Source organism: Yinghuangia sp. YIM S09857, assembly GCF_051388915.1.
In the GTDB taxonomy this organism is placed as follows: Bacteria; Actinomycetota; Actinomycetes; order Streptomycetales; family Streptomycetaceae; genus Yinghuangia.
Map to the genome: position 1 here is coordinate 1 of NZ_JBPKBH010000031.1, position 22,414 is coordinate 22,414.

Genomic DNA, 22,414 nt, shown 5'->3' on the forward strand with positions numbered 1-22,414 from the left:
ACGACCGCCGTCTTGTCCGGAGTCCGCACCGCAGAACGCGCCAACAGGTCCGCAAGCCCGTGACGCCGCGCGCGTGCGGCGGGTGTGATGGCCTTCTCCGAGGTCACAGTGCGCTCCGTTCGTCCTGGTCGGGGTGACATTGTGGGCCGCGGCACACCGTTGCGGAAGACGTACCCGCCACGTTGCGCGGGATTGTGTCTGCCAAGCCCGTCTCGCCTGTCGGAAAACCCCCGGGACCGGCCCGGCGGGCTCGGTAGGCTGGCCCCATGACCAGCAGCGCATCCTCCGCCGTCCTCGACACCGCCCGCCGAGCCCGGGAGGCTGCCGCCACGCTCGCGCCACTGGAGCGCAAGGTCAAGGACGCCGCGCTGCTAGCGATCGCCGACGCCCTGGTGGCTCGCTCCGCGGAGATCGTCAAGGCCAACGCCGAGGACGTCGCCCGCGCTCGGGAGAACGGCACGCCCGAGTCGACCGTCGACCGGCTGACGCTGACCGACGAGCGCGTCGCCGCGATCGCCTCCGATGTGCGCGACGTGGTCGGGCTGCCGGACCCGGTCGGCGAGGTGGTCCGCGGCTCGACGCTGCCCAACGGCCTCGAACTGCGCCAGGTGCGGGTGCCGCTCGGCGTCGTCGGCATCATCTACGAGGCCCGGCCGAACGTCACCGTCGACGCCGCCGCGCTGTGCCTGAAGTCGGGCAACGCGGTGCTGCTCCGTGGCTCGTCCTCGGCGTACTCCTCCAACACCGCGCTGGTCGAGGTGCTGCGCGACGCCGTCGCCTCGGCGGGCGTGCCGGCCGACGCCGTGCAGCTCGTGCCGGGCGAGTCACGCGACAGCGTCACCGAGCTGATGCGGGCGCGCGGGCTGGTGGACGTGCTGATCCCGCGCGGCGGGGCGTCCCTGATCCGCACGGTGGTGGAGGGCTCGACGGTGCCGGTCATCGAGACCGGGGTGGGCAACTGCCACGTGTACGTGGACGCCGACGCCGACCTCCAGATGGCGGTCGACATCCTGGTCAACTCGAAGGCGCAGCGGGTGTCGGTGTGCAACTCCGCCGAGACGCTGCTCGTGCACGCGGACATCGCGGACCGCTTCGTGCCGCTCGCGCTGGCCGCGCTCAAGGACGCCGGGGTCACCGTGCACGGCGACGAGGCGGTGCGGAAGTACTCCGCCGACGTGGTCCCGGCGACGGACGAGGACTGGGACGTCGAGTACCTCTCGTACGACATCGCCGCGGCAGTGGTCGACTCGCTGGACGACGCGGTCGCGCACATCCGCCGCCACTCCTCGGGCCACACCGAGGCCATCGTGACGCGTTCGCAGGCCGAGGCGCGCCGCTTCGTGCGGCTGGTCGACTCGACCGCGGTCATGGTGAACGCCTCGACGCGTTTCACGGACGGCGGCCAGTTCGGCTTCGGTGCGGAGATCGGCATCTCGACCCAGAAGCTGCACGCCCGCGGCCCGATGGGCCTCCCCGAGCTGACCTCGACCAAGTACGTGGTCACGGGCGACGGCCACGTGCGGTAGCCCCTGCCGGGGCATGGGCCGCACACCTGTCACGTGTGATATGAGGCGGATGGCCGCCGAGCGCGACGTGCCTGTGACCCCACCGCCGCGATCCCGCATTCTCGCTCGCCTGCTTCCACGCGGCCTCCCGCCCGGGCCGGGGGATGGCGGTAAGTGCGCGGGGCGGTGTGGTCGGTGCGCTCAGGGACGTGGTTGCCGGAGGAACGGGGCGCGTCGGCGGGGGCGGATGCCCACGGGAGTGTCCTGTCACCCACTCCGGCAATTCGTTCCCTCCGGGGGCTTCGCGGTAATAGTGTGATTGGGTGCCCGATTCGCGAGGGCCGGAACCACCGGACGGCCTGCCGGAGTTCGGGGAGGACCCCGAGCACGCGGACGACGAACTGTCCTCCGTGGTTTTCGACGAGCACTTTGTCAGGGCCGCGCAGATCCACGAGCCTTCGGCGCTCGAACGCCTGTTGGCCGCCGCGCCGCCGGCCGCGGAGGCCCCCGAGCCCTCCGACGGCGTCGACGCGGCCGACTTCGCCGACGGCCCGGACGATCCCTTCCCGCTCGTCGAGCCCCGCACCAGCCCGGGCTTCCGGCCGGACACCGGCATCCCGGTGGTCTACGGGCCCGATGAGGAGCCGACCAGCGGCCGTACGTCGGGATGGCGGCAGTCCGTGGCCTGGGTGCTCGCGCTGCTGATGGGCATCGGCGTGGTGGCGATCGCGATCACCGCGGTGGCGCCCGGGCGCAGCGGCCAGACGCCGCCCGCTCCGCAGCCCACCGTGGGAAGCCCCGTGCCGCGTCCCGAGGTGCGTACGCCGGGGTCGACCGCTTCCGGCCCGACCCCGGCCGCCGCGGCCGGGGGCGGCGTGTGCAACGCGCCGTTGCGCGACGGTTGCTGAACGAGCGGACGAAGTGACGAAGCACGGCACCGTCGGACGACCCCGACCGGAACCTCCCTGCTCAGTCGGGAAATCACCGCAAACCTCGCGCAAATCCCTCAATTTTCACGGTAATTGGCTCCGGAGGCCGTATCGCGGGTGCCGACGGCGCCGCCATCCGCTAGGTTTTCGCGCGTGTCTGAGCGCGAGCGTGACGGGGGCGGGTCCGCGCGACCCGGGGGATCCGACGGTGAGTCGGAGGTGACGGAGGGTCAGCAGCCGTATGGCGCCGACCCGTTCGAGGGCCTGGTCCTCGACGAGGATTTCGTGAGGGGTGCGTCGCAGACCGAGCCGTCGGCGCGCGCCAGGATGCTCGCCGAGCGCTGGCGGCACGAGCCGCCGGAGAACACCGGCTTCCGCGAGGCGGCCAACAAGCAGACCCCGCGGCGCATTCGCGCCCGGCGGGGCGGCGACGGGCCGCGCCGTACCTCGGGGCCGAAGGACCGCACGAACCTCAAAGTCGCGGTGTGGTTCGTGATATTGGCGACGGTCCTGCTGGTGGCGTCGAGCCGCGGATTCGGCTGACCGCCCGCGGCGGGTTTCCGGCGCCATTTCTGAGACACCGTCAGGGATGTTGACGGCACCGCGTTTCCGCAGTTCCGGGTGCGGCCCCGGGCACCTACCATGGAGCCATGTCCGGTCGGGGCGAACCCCCTGAAGGCAGCCGCGGGGGTGGGCCCGACGGCGAGGACGAATTCCAGGCCGTCTTCGACGAGTCGTTCGTCCGTGCCGCCGTGCTCCACGAGCCGTCGGCGCAGGAGCGGTTGCGTACCGGGAAAGGCCCCCGGCACCTGCGCCGGACCTTCGGCGTGCCCGCGGCCGCGTTCCAGATCGGCGTGCTCATGCTGGCCGTCGTCCTGATGCTCGCGGGTGCGCTCTACCTCGGCGCACGGCGCAGCGGCGGCACCGCGGCACCGCGGGCGGCCTCGGGCCCCGCCGTCCTCGTCCGGGTGTCCCTGGTGCCCGCACAGGGCCTCGCGTTGACCGCCACGGGCCCCGGGACGGACCCGTTCGAGGGCAGCGCGGCCGCGGGGTGGAGCGACGGGCGAGCGGGGATCGCCCTGCCGCCGCACGACGACACCGAGCACTTCAGCGCCGCACAGGTGCGCGAGGCGCTGGAGCAGGTACGCGACTTCGTGTACGGCACACAGCTCGACCCCGAAGTGTGGCGCGGCATGCGCCCGTGGTCCGCCGCGCTGCGGCTGGAGGCCGACCAGCACGCGCAGTTGACCGCCTCGTACGACCATCCCGTGGACGACGACGTGCACTCCGCGACCGGCTGGGCGACGCGCTTCGACCCCGCGCAGATCGCGGCCTCCGACACGAAGGTCCGGGTCTCCGCGGCGGTGACCGTCGCGGAGGCCGCCGACGAGGAACTGATCGTGGCCGTCGACGGCGTGTTCGTGTACGCCGTCAGGGCCGTCGGCGGGGAGACCTGGTCGCGCTTCGTCGTGCATCGCGCCTGGGAGTTCCAGGTCGACCGGCACGGGCTGCGCAGCGGGACCATGCGCGTGCGGCGCATAGTGACGATCGTGGCACCGCAGGCGTGCACGGCCGACACGGCGGCGTTCTTCCGCCCGCTCATCGCGACGATGGCGGGGCAGGGTCCTGAGGCGGGGCCGAGTGTGCCCGTGCCGGGTGCTCCCATGGCCGGTACGCCCGTCGCCGACGTGACGGGAGTCGGCGTACCGCCGTCCGCCGCCCCCGGCGTGCCTGCCGCCTCAGGTGCGACGGTCGAGCCCTACGACCCGCTGGTGCTCGGCACCGCGACGGCCACGACGTGCGGGGTGCTCGCGGTCGCGGTGTGACGTACCGTCAATTCCCGCTGCCGGACGCCGGATCGGCGGAGCCGCCGGGTGCGTCGCCGTCGGAGCCGTTCCCGTCCCCGCTCCCGTTCTCCGTGCCGCTCGGGCCGCTGGTGCCGGGGGCGTCGTCGGGTGCGCTCTTCGGCCGCGGAGGAGCGGTCGCGGTGCCCGTACCGCCGCCGGGGCGGCCGGTGAACCGGTCGCGCAGGCGCCCGCCCGCGTCGGCCGCGCCGCCCACGACGTCGCGCAGCAGCCCGAACAGCGGGTCGGCGCTCTGCCGCACCGACTCCCGGTAGGCGTCCGCCGAAGCCTTCGCCTCGTCGCGCACCGACGCGTTCGGGTCCTCGTCGCGGCGCGGGTACTCGCCGGCCAGGATCGCCCGGTACTCCGGCCCGTCCGCCCAGCGCTTCAGCTCGGCGACCCGGACCACCGGGAACGGGTGCGAGCGGCCGAATACGTTCATCAGCTTCAGCACGCTGTCGCGGATGTCGCCCGCCGCGTCGTACTCGGCGGCCTGGACCAGGAATTCGTCCGTGCTCATCTCGTGCAGGTGCGAACCGCCCGCGATCTTCATCAGCGCGCGCATCGACACGTCCGGGTCCTGGCCGACCAGCAGCCCCGCCCGGTCGCAGCTCAGCTCGGACTTGCGGAACCACTCGCGCAGGGCCGCGATGACGGCCTGGATGGCCAGCGTGCCGAGGGGGATTCCGGACAGGCTGAGCGAGAGGTTCGTGAGCAGCAGGAGCATCGTGCGGTACACCGCGTGCCCGGACAGGATGTGGCCCATTTCGTGCCCGATGACCGTGCGCATCTCGTCGTCGTCCAGCAGTTCGACGAGCCCGGTCGTCACCACGATGAACGGCTTGTCCATGCCGATGGCCATCGCGTTCGGCTGCGGGTCCAACGTCACGTAGACCTCGGGCACCTGCGGCATGTCCAGGATGTACGCCGCCTCGCGCGCCATGTCGTGCAGGCGCCGGAACTGCTGGTCGCTGGTGCGCACGCTGCCCGCGAGGAACGCCAGGCGCACCGAGCGTTCGGAGAGCATGCCGTGCAGTTGCTTGAGGATCGCGTCGAAGCCCTGCAACTTCCGCAGCGCCACGAGCGCGCTGCGGTCGGCGGGGTGTTCGTACGCCCGCGACGAGATCCCCGGGAACCGGATGCGCTGCCGCGCGGGGAGGGCACCGCCCTCGTCCTCGGCCCCCGGCTTCCTGGTCGTGTCCGGCATGGCTCGATCCCCCTCGTGGCAGTGTGCACGGTCGGTGGCGGACGCCGTCGCGATGCGGCCTGCGTCGTCCGACCCCCGGCGGTCGTCCATCCCCAGGGTAGGCGCTCGCGGCACACCCGACTGGGGGACAACCCTCATCAAGGCGATCCTGCGCGCGCGTGTCGAGGGGACCTTCCGTACGATGTCGTGCGCGGCCGTGTGTCCTCGGGGTACCCGGCCATCGTCCGACGACCAGACACTTAAGGGTTGACCACGATGACCGAGCAGGCCATGTCCGTTCTCACCCGTCTCGCGAGCGAGGGCGGCGAGCACGGTGGCAACCACGAGAACCTCAGCCCGATCGGCGCCGGCATCGGCGCGTTCGTGGCGCTGATCGTCCTGCTGCTCATCACGATGTCCTTCAACAAGGACCGCTGACCCGACGGTACGGCCGGGGCCGCCGCGTTCGGCCGCCCCGGTTTTGTGCTGTCCCGGTCCCGCGCCGCCCCCGGTCCGGCCCCGCAGGCGGGGTTCGCACGTCTTGGCGCCCGCCGCGCGTTAATCTTCCAGGCGGGCGCGTGGGCGGAGCGGGAGCACAGTGCACCAGGGGAGGGCGGAATGCGTACGTTCGCCATGGGCGAGAAGGCCAGACTTGCGGATCTGACCGCGGCGACCGCGCTGCGCGTCGAGGTCGCGGGCGCGGCGACGGGAACCGACATCGCGGCGTTCTGCTTCGCGCTCGACGCGGAGGGACGTCTGGACTCCGACCGGCCGCCGGTGAGTTCGGCCCGTCCGGCGTCGCTGGCGAGCGCGGTCGCGCTGGTGTCGGGCGGGGCGTCGGAGGCGGCGTTCGACCTGGACCTGGACGCGGTGGCGCCGGAGGTCCACCGGCTGCTCTTCGTGCTGGCGTCGGTGGGGGCGGAGGTCGCGCTGGACGCCGGGAGCGTGGTGCTGACCGTCGAGGACGAGGCGGTCGCGGCGTTCATCATGGAGCCGTCCGAGATGAAGGGGCAGCGCGCCCTGATCCTCGGCGAGGTCTACCGGCGGGACGGCTGGCGCTTCGGTGCGGTCGGGCAGGGGTACCGCGACGGCCTGGAGCAGTTGGTGCGCGACTATGGGGCGGACCCGAAGGCGGTGCTGCTGCCGGAGGGGGAGGCGGTGCCCGGGGCTGCGCCTGACGCTGCGTCCCAGGCCGTTTCCGAGTCCGTTTCCGAGACCGCGTCCGAGGCCCAGGCGGTCGACGAAGTGCCGTCACCCGCAGCGCCCGAAGCGGAGCCGGAGCCGATTGCCGATCCCATTCCCGAACCGCAGCCCGTGCCAGAGCCTGAACCGGCGCCTGAACCGGTGTCAGAGCCGGTGTCAGAAACTCCGGAACCCGAGCCGCCGTCCGAACCGCGGCTTCGGTCCGATGCGACGCCCGAATCCACGCCTGAGCCTGCGCCCGAGTCCGCGCCCGAACCCGACGCGGAGGCCGCGGAGAAACCCGTGTCCGACGAACCGGCGGCCGAGGAAGTCCCGGCCGCCGCAAAGGCCGACGTACCCGTCGGTGCACCGGAGGACGAGTCCGCGCCGGTTCCCGGCATCCACATCTTCGAGGGCAGCGGCGACCGCATCCTGCGCATCTCGCGCCCGGTCGCGTCCGGCCCGGTGATCGCCGAGATCACCGGCACCGGCACCGGCAACTTCGCGGTGTGGACGCTCGATTCGAGCCTGGAGCACGACAAGCTGCTGGTCAACGAGATCGGCGCCTACCAGGGCCGGGTGCTGCTCGACGAGCGCGGCACGGTCACCGAGCGCCTCAAGATCGAGAGCAACGGCCCCTGGACCGTCGCCGTGCAGCCGCCCACCGCCGCCCCGTGGCTCACTGGCCCGGTGAGCGGCGACGGCGCCGAGGTGCTGCGCTGGACCGGCCCGCGCACCGTCGTGGCGATGACGCACAACGGTGCGAGCAACTTCATGGTGCGCGCGTACGCGGAGTCGCCCGACCAGGTGGAGGACCCCTACCTCGCCTCGCTCGCCAACGCGATCGGCGCCTACGAGGGCGAGTCGATCATCCCGGCGGGGCCGTGCCTGATCGAGATCGAGGCGGACGGCGACTGGACGGTCACCCCCGAGCGGGGCTGACAGGAAACGCGAGAGGCGGGGGGGGGNATCGGCGCCTACGAGGGCGAGTCGATCATCCCGGCGGGGCCGTGCCTGATCGAGATCGAGGCGGACGGCGACTGGACGGTCACCCCCGAGCGGGGCTGACAGGAAACGCGAGAGGCGGGCGTACACGGGCAACTCCCGCGTACGCCCCGCCTCTTCGCGTCCAGGGCCACCGGCGCGCCTCACCGCCCGGTGGCCTGCCACACGGCGACGCACATTCCGCTCAGGCCGGTGAGCGTCGCGACGGACGGCAGCGCCCAGCGGGCGCGCTCCAACACGTGGATGCGCTCGTCGTGTTCGTCCAGGACCTTGTCGGTCTGATCGGCGCGTTGCAGCAGCAGCGAGAGATCACCGCGCGTCGTGGCGAAGCCGACATCGACGCTACGCCGCAGCTCGGCCAACTCCAGTGCCACGGACGTCGGTTCGGACGTGGTCTCGGTACTTCGCGCCATCATCGCCGCCACCCGTCGCGATCGTGTCCGGTTGCGGTGGTCATGCCGCCTCCCCGGGCACCGGATCGGTGCCGTCGGCGCGGTCCTCGTCGGGGGTCTCGCACCACAGCGCGGCATCCACGCCGGGGTCGGGGATTTCGGTAGGTGCGTCGAACAGCGGGTCGTCGGCGGCGGCCGCGGCGGGAGCGGCTTTCTCGCCGAGGCGGGCGATCGATTCGGCGTAGCGGACGTCGCGCTGCATGGGAATGATCATGACTTCGGTCTCCTGTCGGTCAGTGGCGGGGGTCGTTCGGACTGGTCGAAGTTGCCTTGTTGTAGGGCTTGTTCACCTGCTCGACACCGGCGCGGGAAGGTAAGCAGCCACCGGTGCCTGGGCCGCCGCGCCGAGCGTGAGCCGCACGGTCTCCCGTGCGCCGGTCGCCGGTGTCTCCACCGCGAAGCCGACCACCCGCATGCGGCGGTCCAAACCGCCGTCGTGCCACGGCTCTTCGAGGCGCAGCCGGACGTGGCGGCCGAGCAGAGCGGGGTCGGTTCCGGCGTCGAGCGGGACGGTCGCGTCGAGCGACGCGGGCGCGTGCCAGGCGGCACGCAAGGCGTCCTGGGCCTGGCTGTCGAGGGTTTCTCGGCGCCCGCAGTCCGTGTCCTCCGAGGCGCCGTCGAGGCGCGGCCAGGTCAGGTCGGCGTCGGCCGGGTGCAGGACGTCGGTGATCTCCCACACGTGCGACATCAGGTGCCCGGCGCCGCCGGTCCGGCCGCCCCGGCTGCGCCACATGGTGGCCATTCGCGAGCCGTCGTACTTGTACGCGTACCCGAGCACCGCGCCCGGGCCGCTGTACTCCAGATCGGGCAACTCCGAGGCCAGCACCGGGTATCCGAGGTCGAGCCGCTTCGTCCGGTACCCGGTGGCAGGCTCGCGGGTGCTCGCGATGTGCCACTCGAACCCGTCGCGGCGGTCCGCGAGTTGCCGCAGCGCCTCGCCGATGCGCGTCAGGTCGGAGTCGGCGTACCGGGCGCGGCGCCGCACGCCCGACATGACGGTGTCGGAGGTCGTGATGCCGATGTCGCCGTTCGGCTGTGCCTGGGCCTGTTCGACCAACTCCCGGGCCAGCACGAGCTGGTCGACAGCGGTGTCGCTCTCCTTCCCGGCGTAGAGGATGCGGTGGTCGAGGTAGCTGTCCCAGGTGGCGGCGACGATCTCCAGGGCGTCGCCCGCGGGTCCGCCGTGCCGGGCCGTACGCCAGACCACGCCGCCCCACCAGATGTTGCCACCGCGTTGCACCCACACGGCGGTACGTGCCGGGACGACGGCCTCGGCCCGGCCCGCGGTCTCGGTGTCCGGCAGTGCGAACCGCCCGGTCAGGGCGCCACCGCAGCCGATGCGGTCGTCGAACCGCACGTGGTCGAGCGGGAGGGAATCGATGATGTCGTCCGTCCGCAGGTCGCAGAACAGGGCTCGGAACGGCGTGGTCATGGGTCTGTCGCCTTCTGGTGGGGAGGTTGTGCGGTACGCCGAACGGCCCGCCGACGGTGCGTCGACGGGCCGTTTCGCGGCGGTGTGCGGTGCCTCAACTCCGTTGTGGGGAAAGCAGAACGGCGAAGCCGATGCCCCCTCGGTGGGCACAGCTTCGCCGTTCCCTCAAGTGTGATCGATCGCCGCCGGATTCGCAAGTTTGTTCGATCAGAACACTCGAACGGAGGCCCCCGTCCGGTGGTGCACCGCGCGCTCGGCGCGGAACACGTCCTCCAGTCGGAAGAGGTTCTCCCGGCCCCGCCTGCCCGCCGGGGCCAGGTGCCCCAACTGCACCCACTTCCTGATCGTCGCCGGTACCACTTGAACCTCCGGTGCGGCCTCGCCAGCCGTCAGGAGGACGGGAGTTGCCGCGGCCGTGCGCCTGCCGGGAGCGGTGCGCGCGCCGTCCGACCGGGTCATGCCGCCACCTCCGCGAGGTCGTCCACGGTGCACCCGACCAGGACGGCCAGCTCGGCCCACTCGGCGCGCTCCCAGCGGTGCCGCGCGCCCGGGACGTGGTGGCAGGCGCACCCCTCGTCCTCGCAGCGGCACCCCGGGTTGACGCACAGCACGATGTGACGCGACGTGAAGGCCCGCAGTGACACGGAGTCGCACAACGGGCAGCGCGGGCGGATGCGGCGGATCGGCTCGGTGTCGCCGAGCACGCGCGCGCATCGGCGGGCCATGCGCCGCAGTTCGGCCAGCACGTGTTCGGCGAGGTCGGCGTCCCGGGCGACCATGTCGAGCAGTCGCAGGAGGCGGACGAGCCGGGTCGGGACGTCCGCCGGGCGCGGCGCGGGGAGGCCGAGGCGGTCGTGCACGGCCTCCTCCAGCTCGGCGAGGCTCGTGGTGATGTCCATGTCGGTGTCGAGGACCGACAGGCGCAGCGGCGCGCCGGCCGGACCGCCGGGGACGAGCCCGCGCTGCGCGTTCCACAGGGCCGCGGCACGGTCCTCGGCCGCCTCGGCGGCGTCGGACGAAGGGCGCCCGGCCGGGGGCCGTGCCGCCGGGGGTGGCGGCTGCGGGTGCTGAACGGCCGAGGGTTGTCCGGCCAGGGTGTGTGCGCCCGGGGATTGCGCGGACGGCCCGGACGGGCTGCCTGCCGCCGGGGCGGTGAGCGGGGCGGCGTACGTCGAGCAGCCGCCTCCGTTGCCCGCCGCCAACTCCTCCCTCAGTTCCGGGAATTGCCGCAGCAGCGAGTCGATGGCCCGGCGGGCGCGCTCGGGGAAGCCGTCGCGGCGTGGTGCTCGGCGTCGCGGGTTGCGCGGATTTCGCGGTTCGGCGGTTCGGGTCACGGGGTCCTCCTGACGCGGGTGCGGGCGGGGGAGGGGAAGCGCGGTCGTCGGATGCTCATCGCACGCGGGCGCGGCGCCCCACGGCCATCTGGAGACGTATCCATGCCTCGCTCCCGACGACGAGGGTCGTGGTTCCGTCCGCGTGGGCCGTGGTGGCGCGGAGCGATACGAGGAGGCCGTGGAGCGCGGCCCGCAGCTCGGCGTCGGAGCGCGCGGTGCGGCTCAGCCGGGCCAGTTCGACGTCCAGTTCCCTGAGCGCGTCGAGGGCGCGGTTCCGCGGCGCGGTACGACCCGCTCTGTCGGACTCCCTGACGGACTCTGTGCCGGGCTGGGGATTGCTCATGTCGGACACTCTTCGATCTCGCTCGCAGCATCGAACACTCGTTCGATCGCGGCACCACGTTAGCGCCCTGCGTACAACCTGTCCACGCAATGCGTACCGTGTGGCGCGCGTCGTCGTAGCGGACCGGTACGCTGCGTGTGCAGGTGGCGCACAACGGGGCGCGGCATCCGGGGAACGGGAGCGATGGACCGGCTCAAGCAGCTCGTGGAGGGCTGGATCGACGCGGAACCGGGGCGCAACGCCCGGCGCCTCGCCGACGCCGCGGGCGTCAGCCGGACCACCGTCTACTCCCTGCTGAGCCGCACGCGGCAGTCCCGCCGCATGGTCGAACGCGCGACGTTGGAGGCGCTCGCGTCCGGCATGGGCGTGCACCCGAACCTCCTCATAGAGGCCGCGCGCGACGACGCCGGCTACTGGACCGAGGACGTGCGCGCGGCCACCAGCCCGCGCATCCGCGCGCTCCAGGCCGCCCTCGACGAGCTGACCGAGGCCGAGGCGGAGGAAGTGGCGGAGGTCGCGGAGGTGGTGCTGCGGCGCGTGCTGTCCCGCCGGGCCGCGGCCGGACAGCTCCCGCTCGGCGGAGTGCCGGACCAGCGCTCGGGATCGGACGTCTGAGCGGTCCGCGCGGAGCGGGTGCGAGCACGTACGACCGGCCCCGGGCGAACGGCGCGGTACGCCGGGCAGCACCGCACACGGGCCCGACGACGCGGCTCCGTGTTCATCCGGAACCCGGCCCTATAGATTGGCCGCCCATGGACGATGGCACGGCACAGCGCAACAGACGCGTGGGCGTCATGGGCGGCACGTTCGACCCCATCCACCACGGCCACCTCGTGGCCGCGAGCGAGGTCGCGGGCCTGTTCGAACTCGACGAGGTCGTGTTCGTGCCCACCGGCGAGCCGTGGCAGAAGAGCGGCCGCGAGGTCTCGCCCGCCGAGGACCGCTACCTCATGACGGTCATCGCCACCGCGTCCAACCCGCGCTTCTCGGTCAGCCGCGTGGACATCGACCGGCCGGGCCAGACGTACACCGTCGACACGCTCAAGGACCTGCGCCGCGCGGCGGGCGAGGGCACCGAGCTGTTCTTCATCACCGGAGCCGACGCCCTCGCGCAGATCTTCTCGTGGCGCAACGCCGGCGAGCTGTTCGAGCTCGCGCACTTCATCGGTTGCACCCGGCCCGGCCACACGCTCTCCGACCCCGGCTTCCCGGACGGCGGCGTGAGCCTGGTCGAGGTGCCGGCACTGGCCATCTCGTCGACCGACATCCGGCGCCGCCAGCAGGACGGCGAACCGGTGTGGTACCTGGTCCCGGACGGGGTCGTGCAATACATCAGCAAGCGAGGGCTGTACCGAGGGGCGACGTGACCGGATCGGGCGAACGGCGTGACGGACGGCCGTACGAGGGCCATCGGGACGGCGACCCCGGGTACGACCCGGAGGTCTACCCCGCGGGTCCGTACGGCGCTTACGGCCCGGGGCAGGACCCGGGCCAGGGCCAGGGCTACGCACCCGATCCGGCCTACGGCCAAGACGCGCGGCGGGGCGAGCAATACGGCAGCCAATACGGCGGCCAGTACGGCGACGGCCAGTACGGGGGCGAGCAATACGGGGGCGAGCAATACGGCGCAGGGCAAGGCGGCCAGTACGGCGGCCAGTTCGACCCGGGGCAGTCCGCGCCGGGGCAGCCGGGCGGTTATGGGTCGAGCGCGTACGAGACGCCCGCGTACGACCAACAGGCTTACGGCACACCGCAGTACGGCTCGCCCGACCAGGAGGCGGGGGGCTACGGCTCCGGCGGCTACGAGGCTGTGGGATATGAGCAGTCCGCGTACGGCTACGACCCGGGCGGGCAGCCCGGCGGCGGGTACGGCGGCTCCGGCTCGTACGGCACCGTCCCGCCTCCCGCCCCCGGCCCCGCGGTCGAGTACGACTCCGGCGCGTACGCCGCCTACGACGGCCAGGCCTACCCGCAGTCCGCACCCGAGCGCTCCTCGGGTACCGGCGCGGCAGGCGCCGCGGGCGGGACGGCCGCCGAACCCCGCGTGCGGCGCACCGGCTCCACGAACCCGACCGAACCGGCCGGCACCACAGGCTCGTTCCGCGTCCAGGTGCCCGCACCCGCGGCGCCCGGCGAGATGCCCGCGCGGCCCTCGCGCCCGGCCGGGCGTCCGGCACCGCAGGCCCCGGACGGCCCGCAGGCCCCCGGACGACCGGGCGGCGACGGCCCGGAGCGTCCGGGCGCCCCGCGTGTCGGCGCGCAGCGGTCCGGCACGTCGCAGCCCGGCGGTCGACCGGGCCCACAGCGCCCCGGCACCAGAGGCCCCGCAGGCGGTCGCCCCGGGCCCAACCGCGAGCGGGTCGGCTACGCGGCCGACGAGTTCGACTTCGTCGACGACGACGCCGAGGAGTCCGAAGATGTCATCGACTGGCTGAAGTTCGCCGAGACCCGGTCCGAGCGCCGCGACGAGCGCCGCCGCCAGTTGCGCAACCGCGCCATCGGGCTGGTGGCCGTGCTCGTGGTGGCGGCGGTCGCGGTCGGCGGGTACTTCGCGTACGACAAGTGGTGGGGCGGCGACTCGAAGCAGGCGGCGCAGGCGACCGGCGGAGCGGTGCTCATACAGCTGCGCGGGGCCGACGGAACCACCACCGCCAGCGCGGTGCTCGCCGACGACCCGGTGCGCGGCAGCGCGTCGATGATGACCGTCGCGTCCGCGACCATCGTCAACACCGCGGGCGGCGGGCCGATGCCGATCGCCGACGTCATGGTCAACGACGGCACCGGTGCCTCTCGCGACGCGCTCGCGCAGCTCATGGGCGTGCAGCTGAACGGCTCGTGGGTGGTCAGCGAGCCGGTGCTCCAGGGCCTGGTCGACATGGTCGGCGGCATCGAACTGAACGCCGACGCCGAGGTCAAGGCACCCGACGGCGCGGTGCTGCTGCCGGCCGGGCCGTCCGCGAACGTCCGGGGCAATGCGGCCCGTGCGTACGCCGCGCTGCGCATCAACGGCGAGCCGCCCGCGCGCGGCGCCGAGCGGTTCGGACGCGTGCTGCAAGGTGTCCTCAAGGTGCTGCCCAACGACCCGGCCTATGTCGCGGACGTGCTGCGCAACCTCGCGAACATCGCCGACCCGTCGCTGCCCGACGACCGGCTGGCCCGGGTGCTGACGTCGATGGCGAAGGCGGTGCAGACGCAGAAGTTCAAGTCCGCGGACCTGCCGGTGCGTCCCGACGGCATTCTGGACGTCGCCGCGGCCGGGCCGATCGTCAAGGACCTGCTCGGCGGCAGCGTGACGGTGGCCAAGGCGGACGGACCCGCGCGCGTCATGATCACCGACGCCAGCGGCAAGGGCGGGGCGCAGGAGGCCGCGCGTGTCAAGGTCGTGAACGCGGGCTACTCGTACGTGCCGGGCGGCGCCGTCGAGCCCAAGGCGCGCCCGACCTCGGCGGTCCAGTACTCCGACGACGCGCGCCGCGAGGCGGCCGTGCAGACGGCGCTGACGCTGGGGCTGCCGGAGGCGGTCGTCCAGAAGATCGAGGGCGAGATGCTGGCCGACGTGGTGGTCACGCTCGGGCAGGACTACAAGCCCTGAACACTCAAGCGCGTGGTCGTGGTGCGGCGGCCGGGCGGCGTCGAGTCTTCCGGCCGCGGCACCACGCGCGGGCGGTCCCGGAGTACAGGGGTGGCCGCGCGGTTACACGGCGGCGGCCACCCCACGCGGTGTGAGAACCTGGAAGGCGTCCCTCGTCGCCTGAAGAAAAGCAGATCGTGACCGCCACAAGCCACGCCATCGAGCTCGTCAACGCCGCCGCCGAGGCGTGCGCGGACAAGCTCGCGACGGAAACCGTCGCGTACGACGTCAGCGACGTCGTCGGCATCACCGACGCGTATGTCCTCGCGTCCGCCCCCAACGACCGCCAGGTCAAGGCGATCGTCGACGAGGTCGAGGAGCGGCTGCGGGGGTTGGGCGCCAAGCCGGTCCGCCGCGAGGGAGACCGTGAGGCCCGCTGGGTGCTGCTCGACTTCATCGAGATCGTCGTGCATGTGCAGCACGCCGAGGAGCGCGCCTACTACCGCCTCGAAGGGCTCTGGAAGGACTGCCCGCAGATCGAGCTGCCGGAGTCGGTGCGGCGGGTCAACGCGGAGCGCGCCGAGGCCGGTGCCGCGATCGAGGACGCGAGCTGAGCGCGAAGGGCGGCCGCCGCATCCTGCTGTGGCGGCACGGGCAGACGACCTGGAACGTCGAGCGGCGCTTCCAGGGGCAGACGGACATCCCGCTCACCGAGACCGGGCTCGCGCAGGCGGCCCGTGCCGCGCGGCTGCTCGCGGCGCTGCGGCCGGACGCGATCCTGTCGTCCGACCTGACCCGCACCGCGAACACGGCGGCCGAACTGGCCCAGCTCACCGGGCTTTCGGTGACCCTCGACGAGGGGCTGCGGGAGACGTACGCGGGGCACTGGCAGGGCCTGACCAACCGCGAGATCGAGGAGCGCTTCCCGGCGCAGTTCGCGGCGTGGCGGCGCGGTGAGCCGGTGCGGCGCGGCGACGGCGAGCTGGAGACCGAGGTCGCAGACCGAGCGGTGCCCGCGATCGAGCGGGCGGTCGAGAAGCTGCCGGACGAGGGCACCCTCGTCGTCGTCTCGCACGGCGGCACCATCCGGTGCGCGATCGGCCGCATGATCGGGCTGCCCGAGGACAACTGGGGTTCGCTCGGCGCGCTGTCGAACTGCTGCTGGTCGGTGCTGGGACCGGGCGCGCGCGGCTGGCGGCTGCTGGAGCACAACGCGGGCACGCTGCCCGAGCCGGTGCTCGGCGACGAGGTCTGACCCGGCCGCGTGTGACCCGGCCACGCGTCACTCGGCCGCGTGCCCCGGCCACGTCTGACCCGGCCACCTCTGACCCGTCGCTGTTGCCGACTGCAGTGCGACCGCTATCGCCGCTGACGAAGCACGGTCACCGCGGCCGCCGACGCCCGGCCGTCACTGCGGCTTCTGCCGCGCGGGCGGGCGTTCGGCCACGTGCACGTCGCCGTGCGCGAACAGGTCGTCCAGGTCGGCCAACATGCCCTCGGCCAGGTCGCGTTCGGCCTGGTAGTAGCGCTCGCTCCACCTGAGGACGAGCGCGGGGAAGGGCCAGCGGTCCTGCGCGGTGTCCTCCGAGGCCTGCACCTCGGCGAGCGTACGGTCCGCCCAATCGCGGTGCTCCACAAGCGTCTTGCGCAGTTCCTCGGGCTCGGACAGGTGACCCATCCACATGCGCAGCGCGACCCCGTGCTTGAGCACCGGCGGCCCGGCCGGGGTGTCGCGCGCCCAGGTGGCGAGGGCCTGCTGCCCCGCCTCGGTGATGGAGTACAGCCGCTTGTTGCGCAGTTCGTCCTGCGAGGCGATGCGCGACACCGCGAAGCCGAGTTGCTCCAGGCGCTTGAGCTCGGTGTAGATCTGGCTGAGCGCCGGGCTCCAGTAGAAGAAGCGCAGCGAGGAGTCCGCCCACTTCTTCAGGTCGTACCCGGAGCGCTCGCCGGGGAAGGACAGCAGCCCCAACACCGCCCACGCGGTATTCGGCAGCTTCGGCAACGGTGCCGACGACTCACTCATCGGGGTCCCTCCCTCTCGTACACCTGATTCTACGTCAGCTCACCTCTTGACGTCGCAGTCAGTCATACATCTAATTGGAGTATTCCGCGCCAGACCCCAGGAGTACGGCATGCAGTTCTCGATGATCTTCGAGGCCCAGATGACCAACCCGACCGCCGAGCACGAGCGGCAGGTCATCCTCGACTCGGTGGAGCAGGCCGTCTATGCCGAGGAAATGGGCTTCGACCGCGTCTGGGCCGTCGAACACCACTCGACCAAGTGGTACTCGCACATGAGTGCCCCGGAGATCTTCCTGACCTGGGTCGCGGCGCGCACGTCGCGGATCCGCATCGCGCACGGCGCGGTTTGTATGCCGTTCAACTTCAACCACCCGGCGCGCGTCGCGGAGCGCATAGGCATGCTCGACACCCTGTCGGGCGGCCGCCTCGACGTCGGCGCGGCCCGCGGCGGCACGCTCCAGGAGACCAGCCTCGTCGGCGCCGACATCGAGCGCACCAAGGCCGAGGTCGAGGAGGCGCTGCGCATCATCGGCGCCGCGTGGCAGAAGGACGAGCTCGAATACGACGGCGAGCTCATGAAGATCTCGCCCCACCCGATCCTGCCGCGCCCCGTGCAGACCCCGCACCCGCCGCTGTTCCTCGCGTGCAGCAAGCAGCCGAGCCTCGTCGAGGCCGCCAACATGGGCGTCGGCGCGCTCGTGCTCGGCTTCGCGGGGCCGGAGGAGGTCGCGAACCTCAACAAGATCTACCGCGACGCGATCGACGCCCGCGACGGCAGCCAGTTCGTCTCGACCGTGCAGAACAACCACCTCGTGGCGCTGTGCCCGACCATCGTCGCCGAGGACGGCCAGAAGGCCCGTCAGATCGGCGCCCGCGGCCAGCGCTTCTTCGCGCAGTCCATCGCGCACTGGTTCTCCGGCGGCAAGTCCGGTATCCCGGACGAGGCCGTGGTCGACGGCGTCGACCACGTCAAGGAGATCCAGGACGCCGCCGAGCAGCAGGTCGCCATGCTGCACGAGGCGAAGATCCCGGTCACCGTGAACGCCACCGCGACCTACAACATCAACCACGCCTACGGCACCGCCGAGGACGCGATCGGCTACGTGCAGAAGCTGATCGACGCCGGGGCCGACGAGATCATGTGCCTCATCCAGATGGGCACCGTGCCGCAGGAGGCGTGCATGGAGACCATTCGGATCTGGGGCGAAGAGGTCATCCCGCACTTCCGCAAGAAGTACGGCGAGGGCGTCGGCGCCTGACGCCGCATCAAACTGGGTCGCCCGTTCCGGTGCGGAGGACTGGAACGGGCGACCCGTCCCATGTGTAATCCGTACGGGATCCCGCCCGGCCGCCCCGCCCGCGCCGACCACGCGTCGGCGCCGCGCGTACGGCCGCCGGCGGGACCGACGCGAAGCGCCGAGGCGAGGGGTAGTACGACATGACGAGCGGAACCGGGGCGGGCGCGGCCGGGACGAGCGGGGCGAGCCTGGCCGGGAAGGTCGCGATCATCACGGGCGCCGCGCGCGGCATGGGCGAGGCCGAGGCCCGCCTGTTCGCGGAACGCGGCGCGCGGGTCGTCATGACCGACATCCTGGAGGACGAGGGCCGGGCCGCGGCCGAGAAGATCGGCGACGCGGCGGTGTTCGTACGCCACGACGTGTCCTCCGCCGAGGACTGGGCGCGCGTGGTCGGCGTCGCCGCCGAGCGGTTCGGCGGGGTCGACGTCCTGGTCAACAACGCGGCCATGCTGCGCCATGCGCTGGTGATGGAGGAGACCGCGGAGAACCTGGACCGCATCCTCAAGGTCAACCTGTTCGGCACGTTCCACGGTATCCAGGCGGTCGTCCCGTCGATGACCGCGCGCGGCGGCGGGTCGATCGTCAACATCTCGTCGCTCGCGGGCCTCCAGGGCATCCCGAAGCACGCGGCCTACGGCGCGTCCAAGTGGGCGGTCCGCGGGCTGACCAAGACCGCGGCGCTGGAGCTGGGCGAGGACGGCATCCGGGTCAACTCGGTGCACCCGGGCGGCGTCGACACGGCGATGCTCGGGCGCGAGGTCGTCCGGGGGCGGGGCGGGTACCCGGCCGTACCGCTGCGGCGGGTGGGGGAGCCGGAGGACATCGGCGAGCTGGTGGTCTTCCTGGCCTCGGACGCGTCGTCGTGGATCACCGGGACCGAGTTCGTGATCGACGGCGGGTCGACGGCGGGGATCGTGCCGCCGATGCGCGGCTGATGCGCGGCTTGCGAGGCTCCGGGCGGCTTCGGATGCGCGGGACCGACCGCGGACGCGGGTGACGGGCGATTCCCCGGACGCGCGGGGCCCGTCCCCCGATGGCGGTCGGGCCCCGGATGCGCGGCCCGACGGGCCCCCACCGTGTTGCAGGCCACCAGGTGCACCTGTCTGGTATATGACTTTTAGTTGTACTCTGCATATATAACCCGCGCCGACCGCGCGGGCGACGTACGGCAAAAGGAAGCGATCACCATGGCGGAACTCCAGGGCCCGAATCTCGCGGGCAAGGTCGTCATCATCACCGGCGCGGCCGGCGGGCTCGGCGCGGCCGCCGCACGCCAGGTCGTGGCCGGCGGCGGCAAGGTCGTGATCACCGACCTTCAGACCGAACTCGGCGCGAAGACGGCCGCCGACCTGGGGGAGAACGCCCGTTTCCACGCGCACGACGTCACCGACCCCGAGCAGTGGCGGGCCGTCGTCGACTTCACCACCGCGGAGTTCGGGAAGATCGACGGCCTGGTCAACAACGCGGGTGTGACCGCCGGCGGCCCGTTCGCCCAGGAGACGCTGGAGAACTTCGAGCGCGTCATCAAGGTCAACCTGACCGGCGTGTGGATCGGCATGCAGGCCGTCCTCCCCGCGATGAAGGCGAACGGCGGCGGCTCGATCGTCAACATCTCCTCCGCCGCGGGCCTGATGGGCCTCCCCTACACCGGCTCCTACTCGGCGGCCAAATGGGCGGTGCGCGGCATCGGCAAGACCGCCGCGATCGAGCTGGCCGGCGACAAGATCCGGGTCAACTCGGTGCATCCCGGCATGATCTACACCCCGATGACCGCCGTCGTGGGCGTCAAGCCCGGCGAGGGCGGCTATCCCAAGGCCCCCATGGGTCGCGCGGGCGACGCGGACGAGGTCGGCTCGGCCGTCGCGTACCTGCTGTCGGACGCCGCGTCGTACGTCACCGGCGCCGAACTCGCCGTCGACGGCGGCTGGACCGCCGGACCCACCGTCACCAACGTCGTGGAAGGCTGAGGCTGAATCCAGATGCCGGCACAGGCCCCCGAGCCCGCGGTCCGCGGCCTCATAGATGCGATGACCTCGGTTTTCCCGCAGGTCGGCACCGAGATCGACGACGCCGGGCAGGCGCGTACGATCCTGGCCGCGGCGCCCAAGTCGCCCGCGCCCGAGATACCCGTGGCGGAGGTGCGCGACGTCGCGATACCCGGACCCGGCGGCGACGTACCGGCCCGCGTCTACCGTCCCGAGGGCAGCGCCCCCGGCGACGTCCTCCCGGTCGTCGTCTTCTGCCACGGCGGCGGCTGGGTGCTGTGCAGCGTCGACACCTACGACGCCTCGGTCCGCGCGCTGGCCAACGCCGTCGGCGCGGTCTTCGTCTCCGTCGACTACCGCCTGGCACCCGAGACGCGGTTCCCGGGCGCGGCGGAGGACGCGTACGCCGCCTACGTCTGGGCCCGCGCGCACGCGGCCGAGATCGGCGGCGACCCGGCGCGCGTCGCGGTCGCCGGCGACTCGGCGGGCGGCAACCTCGCGGCGGCCGTCGCCCTGATGGCGCGCGACCGCGGCGTCGCGCAGCCGACGTTCCAACTGCTGCTGTACCCGGTGCTCGACCACCGGCGCGCGACCGAGTCGTACCGCGAGAACGCCGAGGGCTTCTTCCTCACCGCGGCGCAGATGGCCTGGTTCTGGCAGCAGTACATCGGGCCGGACGGCGATCCCTCGCACCCGTACGCCTCGCCCGGCACCGCCGCCGATCTCGGCGGCCTGGCCCCGGCGTTCGTGGTCGCGCCCGAGCTCGATCCGCTGCGGGACGAGGGCGTCGCGTACGCGCGGCGGCTCGCGGAGGCGGGCGTGGTCGCGTCGTACGGCGTCTACGAGGGCATGTTCCACGGCGCGATCAGCATGGGCGCGATGGTGCCGACCGCGGCCACCGCCTTCGCCGACGCCACCGAGGCGCTGCGCAAGGCGCTGGCGTAGGCGCAGGACCGTATCGCCGAGCGGGGGTGGTGCCGAGAGGTGCCGCCCCGTTCGCTTGCTTCAAGTCTTCCGTTGCTTCAAGTCTTCCGTTCTGTCTTCAGAGAAGGTGAGCACCCCATGGCACCCCGACTCGCCGACCAGCTCGACGGCAAGGTCGCAATCATCACCGGCGCCGCGCGCGGCCAAGGCGAGGCAGAGGCACGCCTGTTCGTCGCCCGGGGCGCGCGCGTGGTGCTCACCGACCTCCTGGAGGAGGAGGGCGCAAAGGTCGCGGCCGAACTCGGCGACGCGGCCCTGTTCGTGCGGCACGACGTCTCCTCGCCGGAGGACTGGGCGAAGGTCGTCGCCACCGCCCTGGAGAACTTCGGCCGCATAGACGTCCTCGTCAACAACGCGGCCATCTACTGGACGAAGCCCTTCGAGCACGAGACGGTCGACGGCCTCGACCGCATCTTCAAGGTCAACTTCCACGGCGTGTTCCTCGGCATGCAGGCGGTCCTGCCGACGATGAAGGCACAGCGCTCCGGCTCGATCGTCAACATCTCGTCGCAGTCGGGCCTCGAAGGTCTCCCGTCGCACTCCGCCTACGGTGCGACCAAGTGGGCGGTGCGCGGGCTGTCGAAGACGGTCTCGCTGGAGGTCGGCGAGCACGGCGTGCGCGTCAACTCGGTCTACCCCGGCGTGATCGACACCCCGATGATCGCCAAGGTCGGCGTCGAACGCGGCCCCGGCAAGTTCCCGGCCGTACCGCTGCGCCGCGTCGCCGTCCCGGAGGAGGTCGCCGAGACCGTGGCCTTCCTCGCCTCCGACGCGTCCTCCTACATGACCGGCGCCGAACTGGTCGTCGACGGCGGCATGACGGCGGGCGCCGTCCCCCCTCCGGGGCGCTACTGACCTGCGCTTTTGCCCCAGGCCATATCGGTTAGGAAGTTGGCACGCCAAGCATGTAAAGTAATCCCTGGCCAGCCGGGCGACCGGTGGCCGGGTGAGGGGCTATAGCTCAGTTGGTAGAGCACCTGCATGGCATGCAGGGGGTCAGGAGTTCAAGTCTCCTTAGCTCCACTCACACACGCAGCACAAACTGAACCGGCCGCCTCCGCGCGGCCACCCGGGGCTATAGCTCAGCTGGTAGAGCACCTGCATGGCATGCAGGGGGTCAGGAGTTCAAGTCTCCTTAGCTCCACAAAGTCACTGGTCACCCCCTGCCCGCAATAAGCGCGGGCGGGGGGTGACTTTGTTCTTTTTGGCGGCTTCGCCGCGGCGGGGGCTTCGCCACCCGCACCCCCTCTTTCCGGGGCGGTTCTTGAACCTGCCGGCGTTCTGGCCCGGGGTGGGTACGGGTTCCACTGCGGGGATGGGGCCACAGCTCGACGACCTTTGG

At 72.3% G+C, this 22,414-nt stretch carries 24 protein-coding genes and 2 tRNA genes; 18 read left to right on the forward strand and 8 right to left on the reverse strand.

The features are described 5' to 3' along the window. The first annotated feature begins 266 nt into the window (after window positions 1-266). The 4 genes from ACRX5S_RS38650 (at window position 267) to ACRX5S_RS38665 (ending at window position 4,260) form a co-directional block, all read left to right on the forward strand. Window positions 267-1,526, forward strand: a complete 1,260-nt coding sequence (locus ACRX5S_RS38650) for a glutamate-5-semialdehyde dehydrogenase (RefSeq protein ID WP_436777955.1) — start codon at window positions 267-269, stop codon at window positions 1,524-1,526. Between the two features lie 302 nt (window positions 1,527-1,828). Then, window positions 1,829-2,413, forward strand: coding sequence for a hypothetical protein (locus ACRX5S_RS38655; RefSeq protein WP_436777956.1), 585 nt, complete (start codon window positions 1,829-1,831; stop codon window positions 2,411-2,413). A 240-nt stretch (window positions 2,414-2,653) separates the two neighbouring features. Continuing rightward, window positions 2,654-2,977: a hypothetical protein gene (locus ACRX5S_RS38660; RefSeq protein ID WP_436777957.1), complete on the forward strand. Its 324-nt coding sequence runs from the start codon at window positions 2,654-2,656 to the stop codon at window positions 2,975-2,977. A gap of 107 nt (window positions 2,978-3,084) precedes the next feature. Continuing rightward, window positions 3,085-4,260, forward strand: a complete 1,176-nt coding sequence (locus tag ACRX5S_RS38665) for a hypothetical protein (RefSeq protein ID WP_436777958.1) — start codon at window positions 3,085-3,087, stop codon at window positions 4,258-4,260. Window positions 4,261-4,267: 7 nt separating this feature from the next. Here the strand turns inward: ACRX5S_RS38665 and ACRX5S_RS38670 are convergent, their stop codons facing one another. After that, window positions 4,268-5,485 carry a M48 family metallopeptidase gene (locus ACRX5S_RS38670; RefSeq protein WP_436777959.1) on the reverse strand — a complete coding sequence of 406 codons (1,218 nt, stop codon included), beginning with the start codon at window positions 5,483-5,485 and terminating at the stop codon, window positions 4,268-4,270. Window positions 5,486-5,731: 246 nt separating this feature from the next. Between ACRX5S_RS38670 and ACRX5S_RS38675 the strand changes: the two genes are divergently transcribed. Continuing rightward, window positions 5,732-5,902 carry a hypothetical protein gene (locus tag ACRX5S_RS38675; protein WP_436778032.1) on the forward strand — a complete coding sequence of 57 codons (171 nt, stop codon included), beginning with the start codon at window positions 5,732-5,734 and terminating at the stop codon, window positions 5,900-5,902. A gap of 180 nt (window positions 5,903-6,082) precedes the next feature. After that, window positions 6,083-7,588: a TerD family protein gene (locus ACRX5S_RS38680; protein WP_436777960.1), complete on the forward strand. Its 1,506-nt coding sequence runs from the start codon at window positions 6,083-6,085 to the stop codon at window positions 7,586-7,588. A gap of 206 nt (window positions 7,589-7,794) precedes the next feature. Here ACRX5S_RS38680 and ACRX5S_RS38685 read toward each other — a convergent pair whose 3' ends face one another. The 6 genes from ACRX5S_RS38685 to ACRX5S_RS38710 all read right to left on the reverse strand — a co-directional run bounded on the left by ACRX5S_RS38685 (window position 7,795) and on the right by ACRX5S_RS38710 (window position 11,212). Then, entirely contained in the window at window positions 7,795-8,067 is a 273-nt protein-coding gene (locus ACRX5S_RS38685) for a hypothetical protein (RefSeq protein ID WP_436777961.1), read from the reverse strand. 37 nt (window positions 8,068-8,104) lie between these two features. Next, window positions 8,105-8,317 (reverse strand): hypothetical protein, encoded by a 213-nt coding sequence (locus ACRX5S_RS38690; RefSeq protein ID WP_436777962.1) that lies wholly within the window; start codon window positions 8,315-8,317, stop codon window positions 8,105-8,107. Between the two features lie 72 nt (window positions 8,318-8,389). Next, window positions 8,390-9,535 carry a hypothetical protein gene (locus tag ACRX5S_RS38695; protein ID WP_436777963.1) on the reverse strand — a complete coding sequence of 382 codons (1,146 nt, stop codon included), beginning with the start codon at window positions 9,533-9,535 and terminating at the stop codon, window positions 8,390-8,392. Window positions 9,536-9,742: 207 nt separating this feature from the next. Next, the gene (locus ACRX5S_RS38700; RefSeq protein ID WP_436777964.1) at window positions 9,743-9,994 is read right to left on the reverse strand and encodes a hypothetical protein; all 252 of its coding nucleotides are present in this window, start codon (window positions 9,992-9,994) and stop codon (window positions 9,743-9,745) included. Then, window positions 9,991-10,869, reverse strand: a complete 879-nt coding sequence (locus tag ACRX5S_RS38705; RefSeq protein ID WP_436777965.1) for a hypothetical protein — start codon at window positions 10,867-10,869, stop codon at window positions 9,991-9,993. The genes ACRX5S_RS38700 and ACRX5S_RS38705 overlap by 4 nt, the downstream gene beginning before the upstream one ends. A gap of 55 nt (window positions 10,870-10,924) precedes the next feature. Further along, window positions 10,925-11,212 carry a hypothetical protein gene (locus tag ACRX5S_RS38710; protein ID WP_436777966.1) on the reverse strand — a complete coding sequence of 96 codons (288 nt, stop codon included), beginning with the start codon at window positions 11,210-11,212 and terminating at the stop codon, window positions 10,925-10,927. A 183-nt stretch (window positions 11,213-11,395) separates the two neighbouring features. Here ACRX5S_RS38710 and ACRX5S_RS38715 point away from each other — a divergent pair, with 183 nt between their 5' ends. The 5 genes from ACRX5S_RS38715 to ACRX5S_RS38735 all read left to right on the forward strand — a co-directional run bounded on the left by ACRX5S_RS38715 (window position 11,396) and on the right by ACRX5S_RS38735 (window position 16,038). After that, window positions 11,396-11,827, forward strand: a complete 432-nt coding sequence (locus tag ACRX5S_RS38715; protein WP_436777967.1) for a hypothetical protein — start codon at window positions 11,396-11,398, stop codon at window positions 11,825-11,827. 137 nt (window positions 11,828-11,964) lie between these two features. Then, complete coding sequence (gene nadD, locus ACRX5S_RS38720; RefSeq protein ID WP_436777968.1) at window positions 11,965-12,579, forward strand: nicotinate-nucleotide adenylyltransferase; 615 nt, start codon at window positions 11,965-11,967, stop codon at window positions 12,577-12,579. Beyond that, the gene (locus ACRX5S_RS38725) at window positions 12,576-14,804 is read left to right on the forward strand and encodes a LytR C-terminal domain-containing protein (RefSeq protein ID WP_436777969.1); all 2,229 of its coding nucleotides are present in this window, start codon (window positions 12,576-12,578) and stop codon (window positions 14,802-14,804) included. The genes nadD and ACRX5S_RS38725 overlap by 4 nt, the downstream gene beginning before the upstream one ends. 176 nt (window positions 14,805-14,980) lie before the next feature. Further along, the gene (rsfS, locus tag ACRX5S_RS38730; protein ID WP_436777970.1) at window positions 14,981-15,397 is read left to right on the forward strand and encodes a ribosome silencing factor; all 417 of its coding nucleotides are present in this window, start codon (window positions 14,981-14,983) and stop codon (window positions 15,395-15,397) included. Continuing rightward, window positions 15,394-16,038: a histidine phosphatase family protein gene (locus ACRX5S_RS38735; RefSeq protein WP_436778028.1), complete on the forward strand. Its 645-nt coding sequence runs from the start codon at window positions 15,394-15,396 to the stop codon at window positions 16,036-16,038. The genes rsfS and ACRX5S_RS38735 overlap by 4 nt, the downstream gene beginning before the upstream one ends. Window positions 16,039-16,191: 153 nt before the next feature. On the opposite strand, the gene ACRX5S_RS38740 is transcribed toward ACRX5S_RS38735, so the two are convergent. Beyond that, window positions 16,192-16,806, reverse strand: coding sequence for a PadR family transcriptional regulator (locus ACRX5S_RS38740; protein WP_436777971.1), 615 nt, complete (start codon window positions 16,804-16,806; stop codon window positions 16,192-16,194). Between the two features lie 109 nt (window positions 16,807-16,915). Between ACRX5S_RS38740 and ACRX5S_RS38745 the strand changes: the two genes are divergently transcribed. The 7 genes from ACRX5S_RS38745 (at window position 16,916) to ACRX5S_RS38775 (ending at window position 22,216) form a co-directional block, all read left to right on the forward strand. Beyond that, complete coding sequence (locus ACRX5S_RS38745) at window positions 16,916-18,064, forward strand: LLM class flavin-dependent oxidoreductase (protein ID WP_436777972.1); 1,149 nt, start codon at window positions 16,916-16,918, stop codon at window positions 18,062-18,064. Window positions 18,065-18,243: 179 nt separating this feature from the next. Then, window positions 18,244-19,038, forward strand: coding sequence for a glucose 1-dehydrogenase (locus tag ACRX5S_RS38750; protein WP_436777973.1), 795 nt, complete (start codon window positions 18,244-18,246; stop codon window positions 19,036-19,038). 252 nt (window positions 19,039-19,290) lie between these two features. Beyond that, window positions 19,291-20,070 (forward strand): glucose 1-dehydrogenase, encoded by a 780-nt coding sequence (locus tag ACRX5S_RS38755; protein ID WP_436777974.1) that lies wholly within the window; start codon window positions 19,291-19,293, stop codon window positions 20,068-20,070. A gap of 60 nt (window positions 20,071-20,130) precedes the next feature. Then, the gene (locus tag ACRX5S_RS38760) at window positions 20,131-21,033 is read left to right on the forward strand and encodes an alpha/beta hydrolase (RefSeq protein WP_436777975.1); all 903 of its coding nucleotides are present in this window, start codon (window positions 20,131-20,133) and stop codon (window positions 21,031-21,033) included. A gap of 117 nt (window positions 21,034-21,150) precedes the next feature. Further along, window positions 21,151-21,927, forward strand: a complete 777-nt coding sequence (locus tag ACRX5S_RS38765) for a glucose 1-dehydrogenase (RefSeq protein WP_436777976.1) — start codon at window positions 21,151-21,153, stop codon at window positions 21,925-21,927. A gap of 95 nt (window positions 21,928-22,022) precedes the next feature. Further along, window positions 22,023-22,095 (forward strand) — tRNA-Ala (locus ACRX5S_RS38770). 48 nt (window positions 22,096-22,143) lie between these two features. Then, window positions 22,144-22,216, forward strand: a tRNA-Ala gene (locus ACRX5S_RS38775). Window positions 22,217-22,414 lie beyond the last annotated feature (198 nt).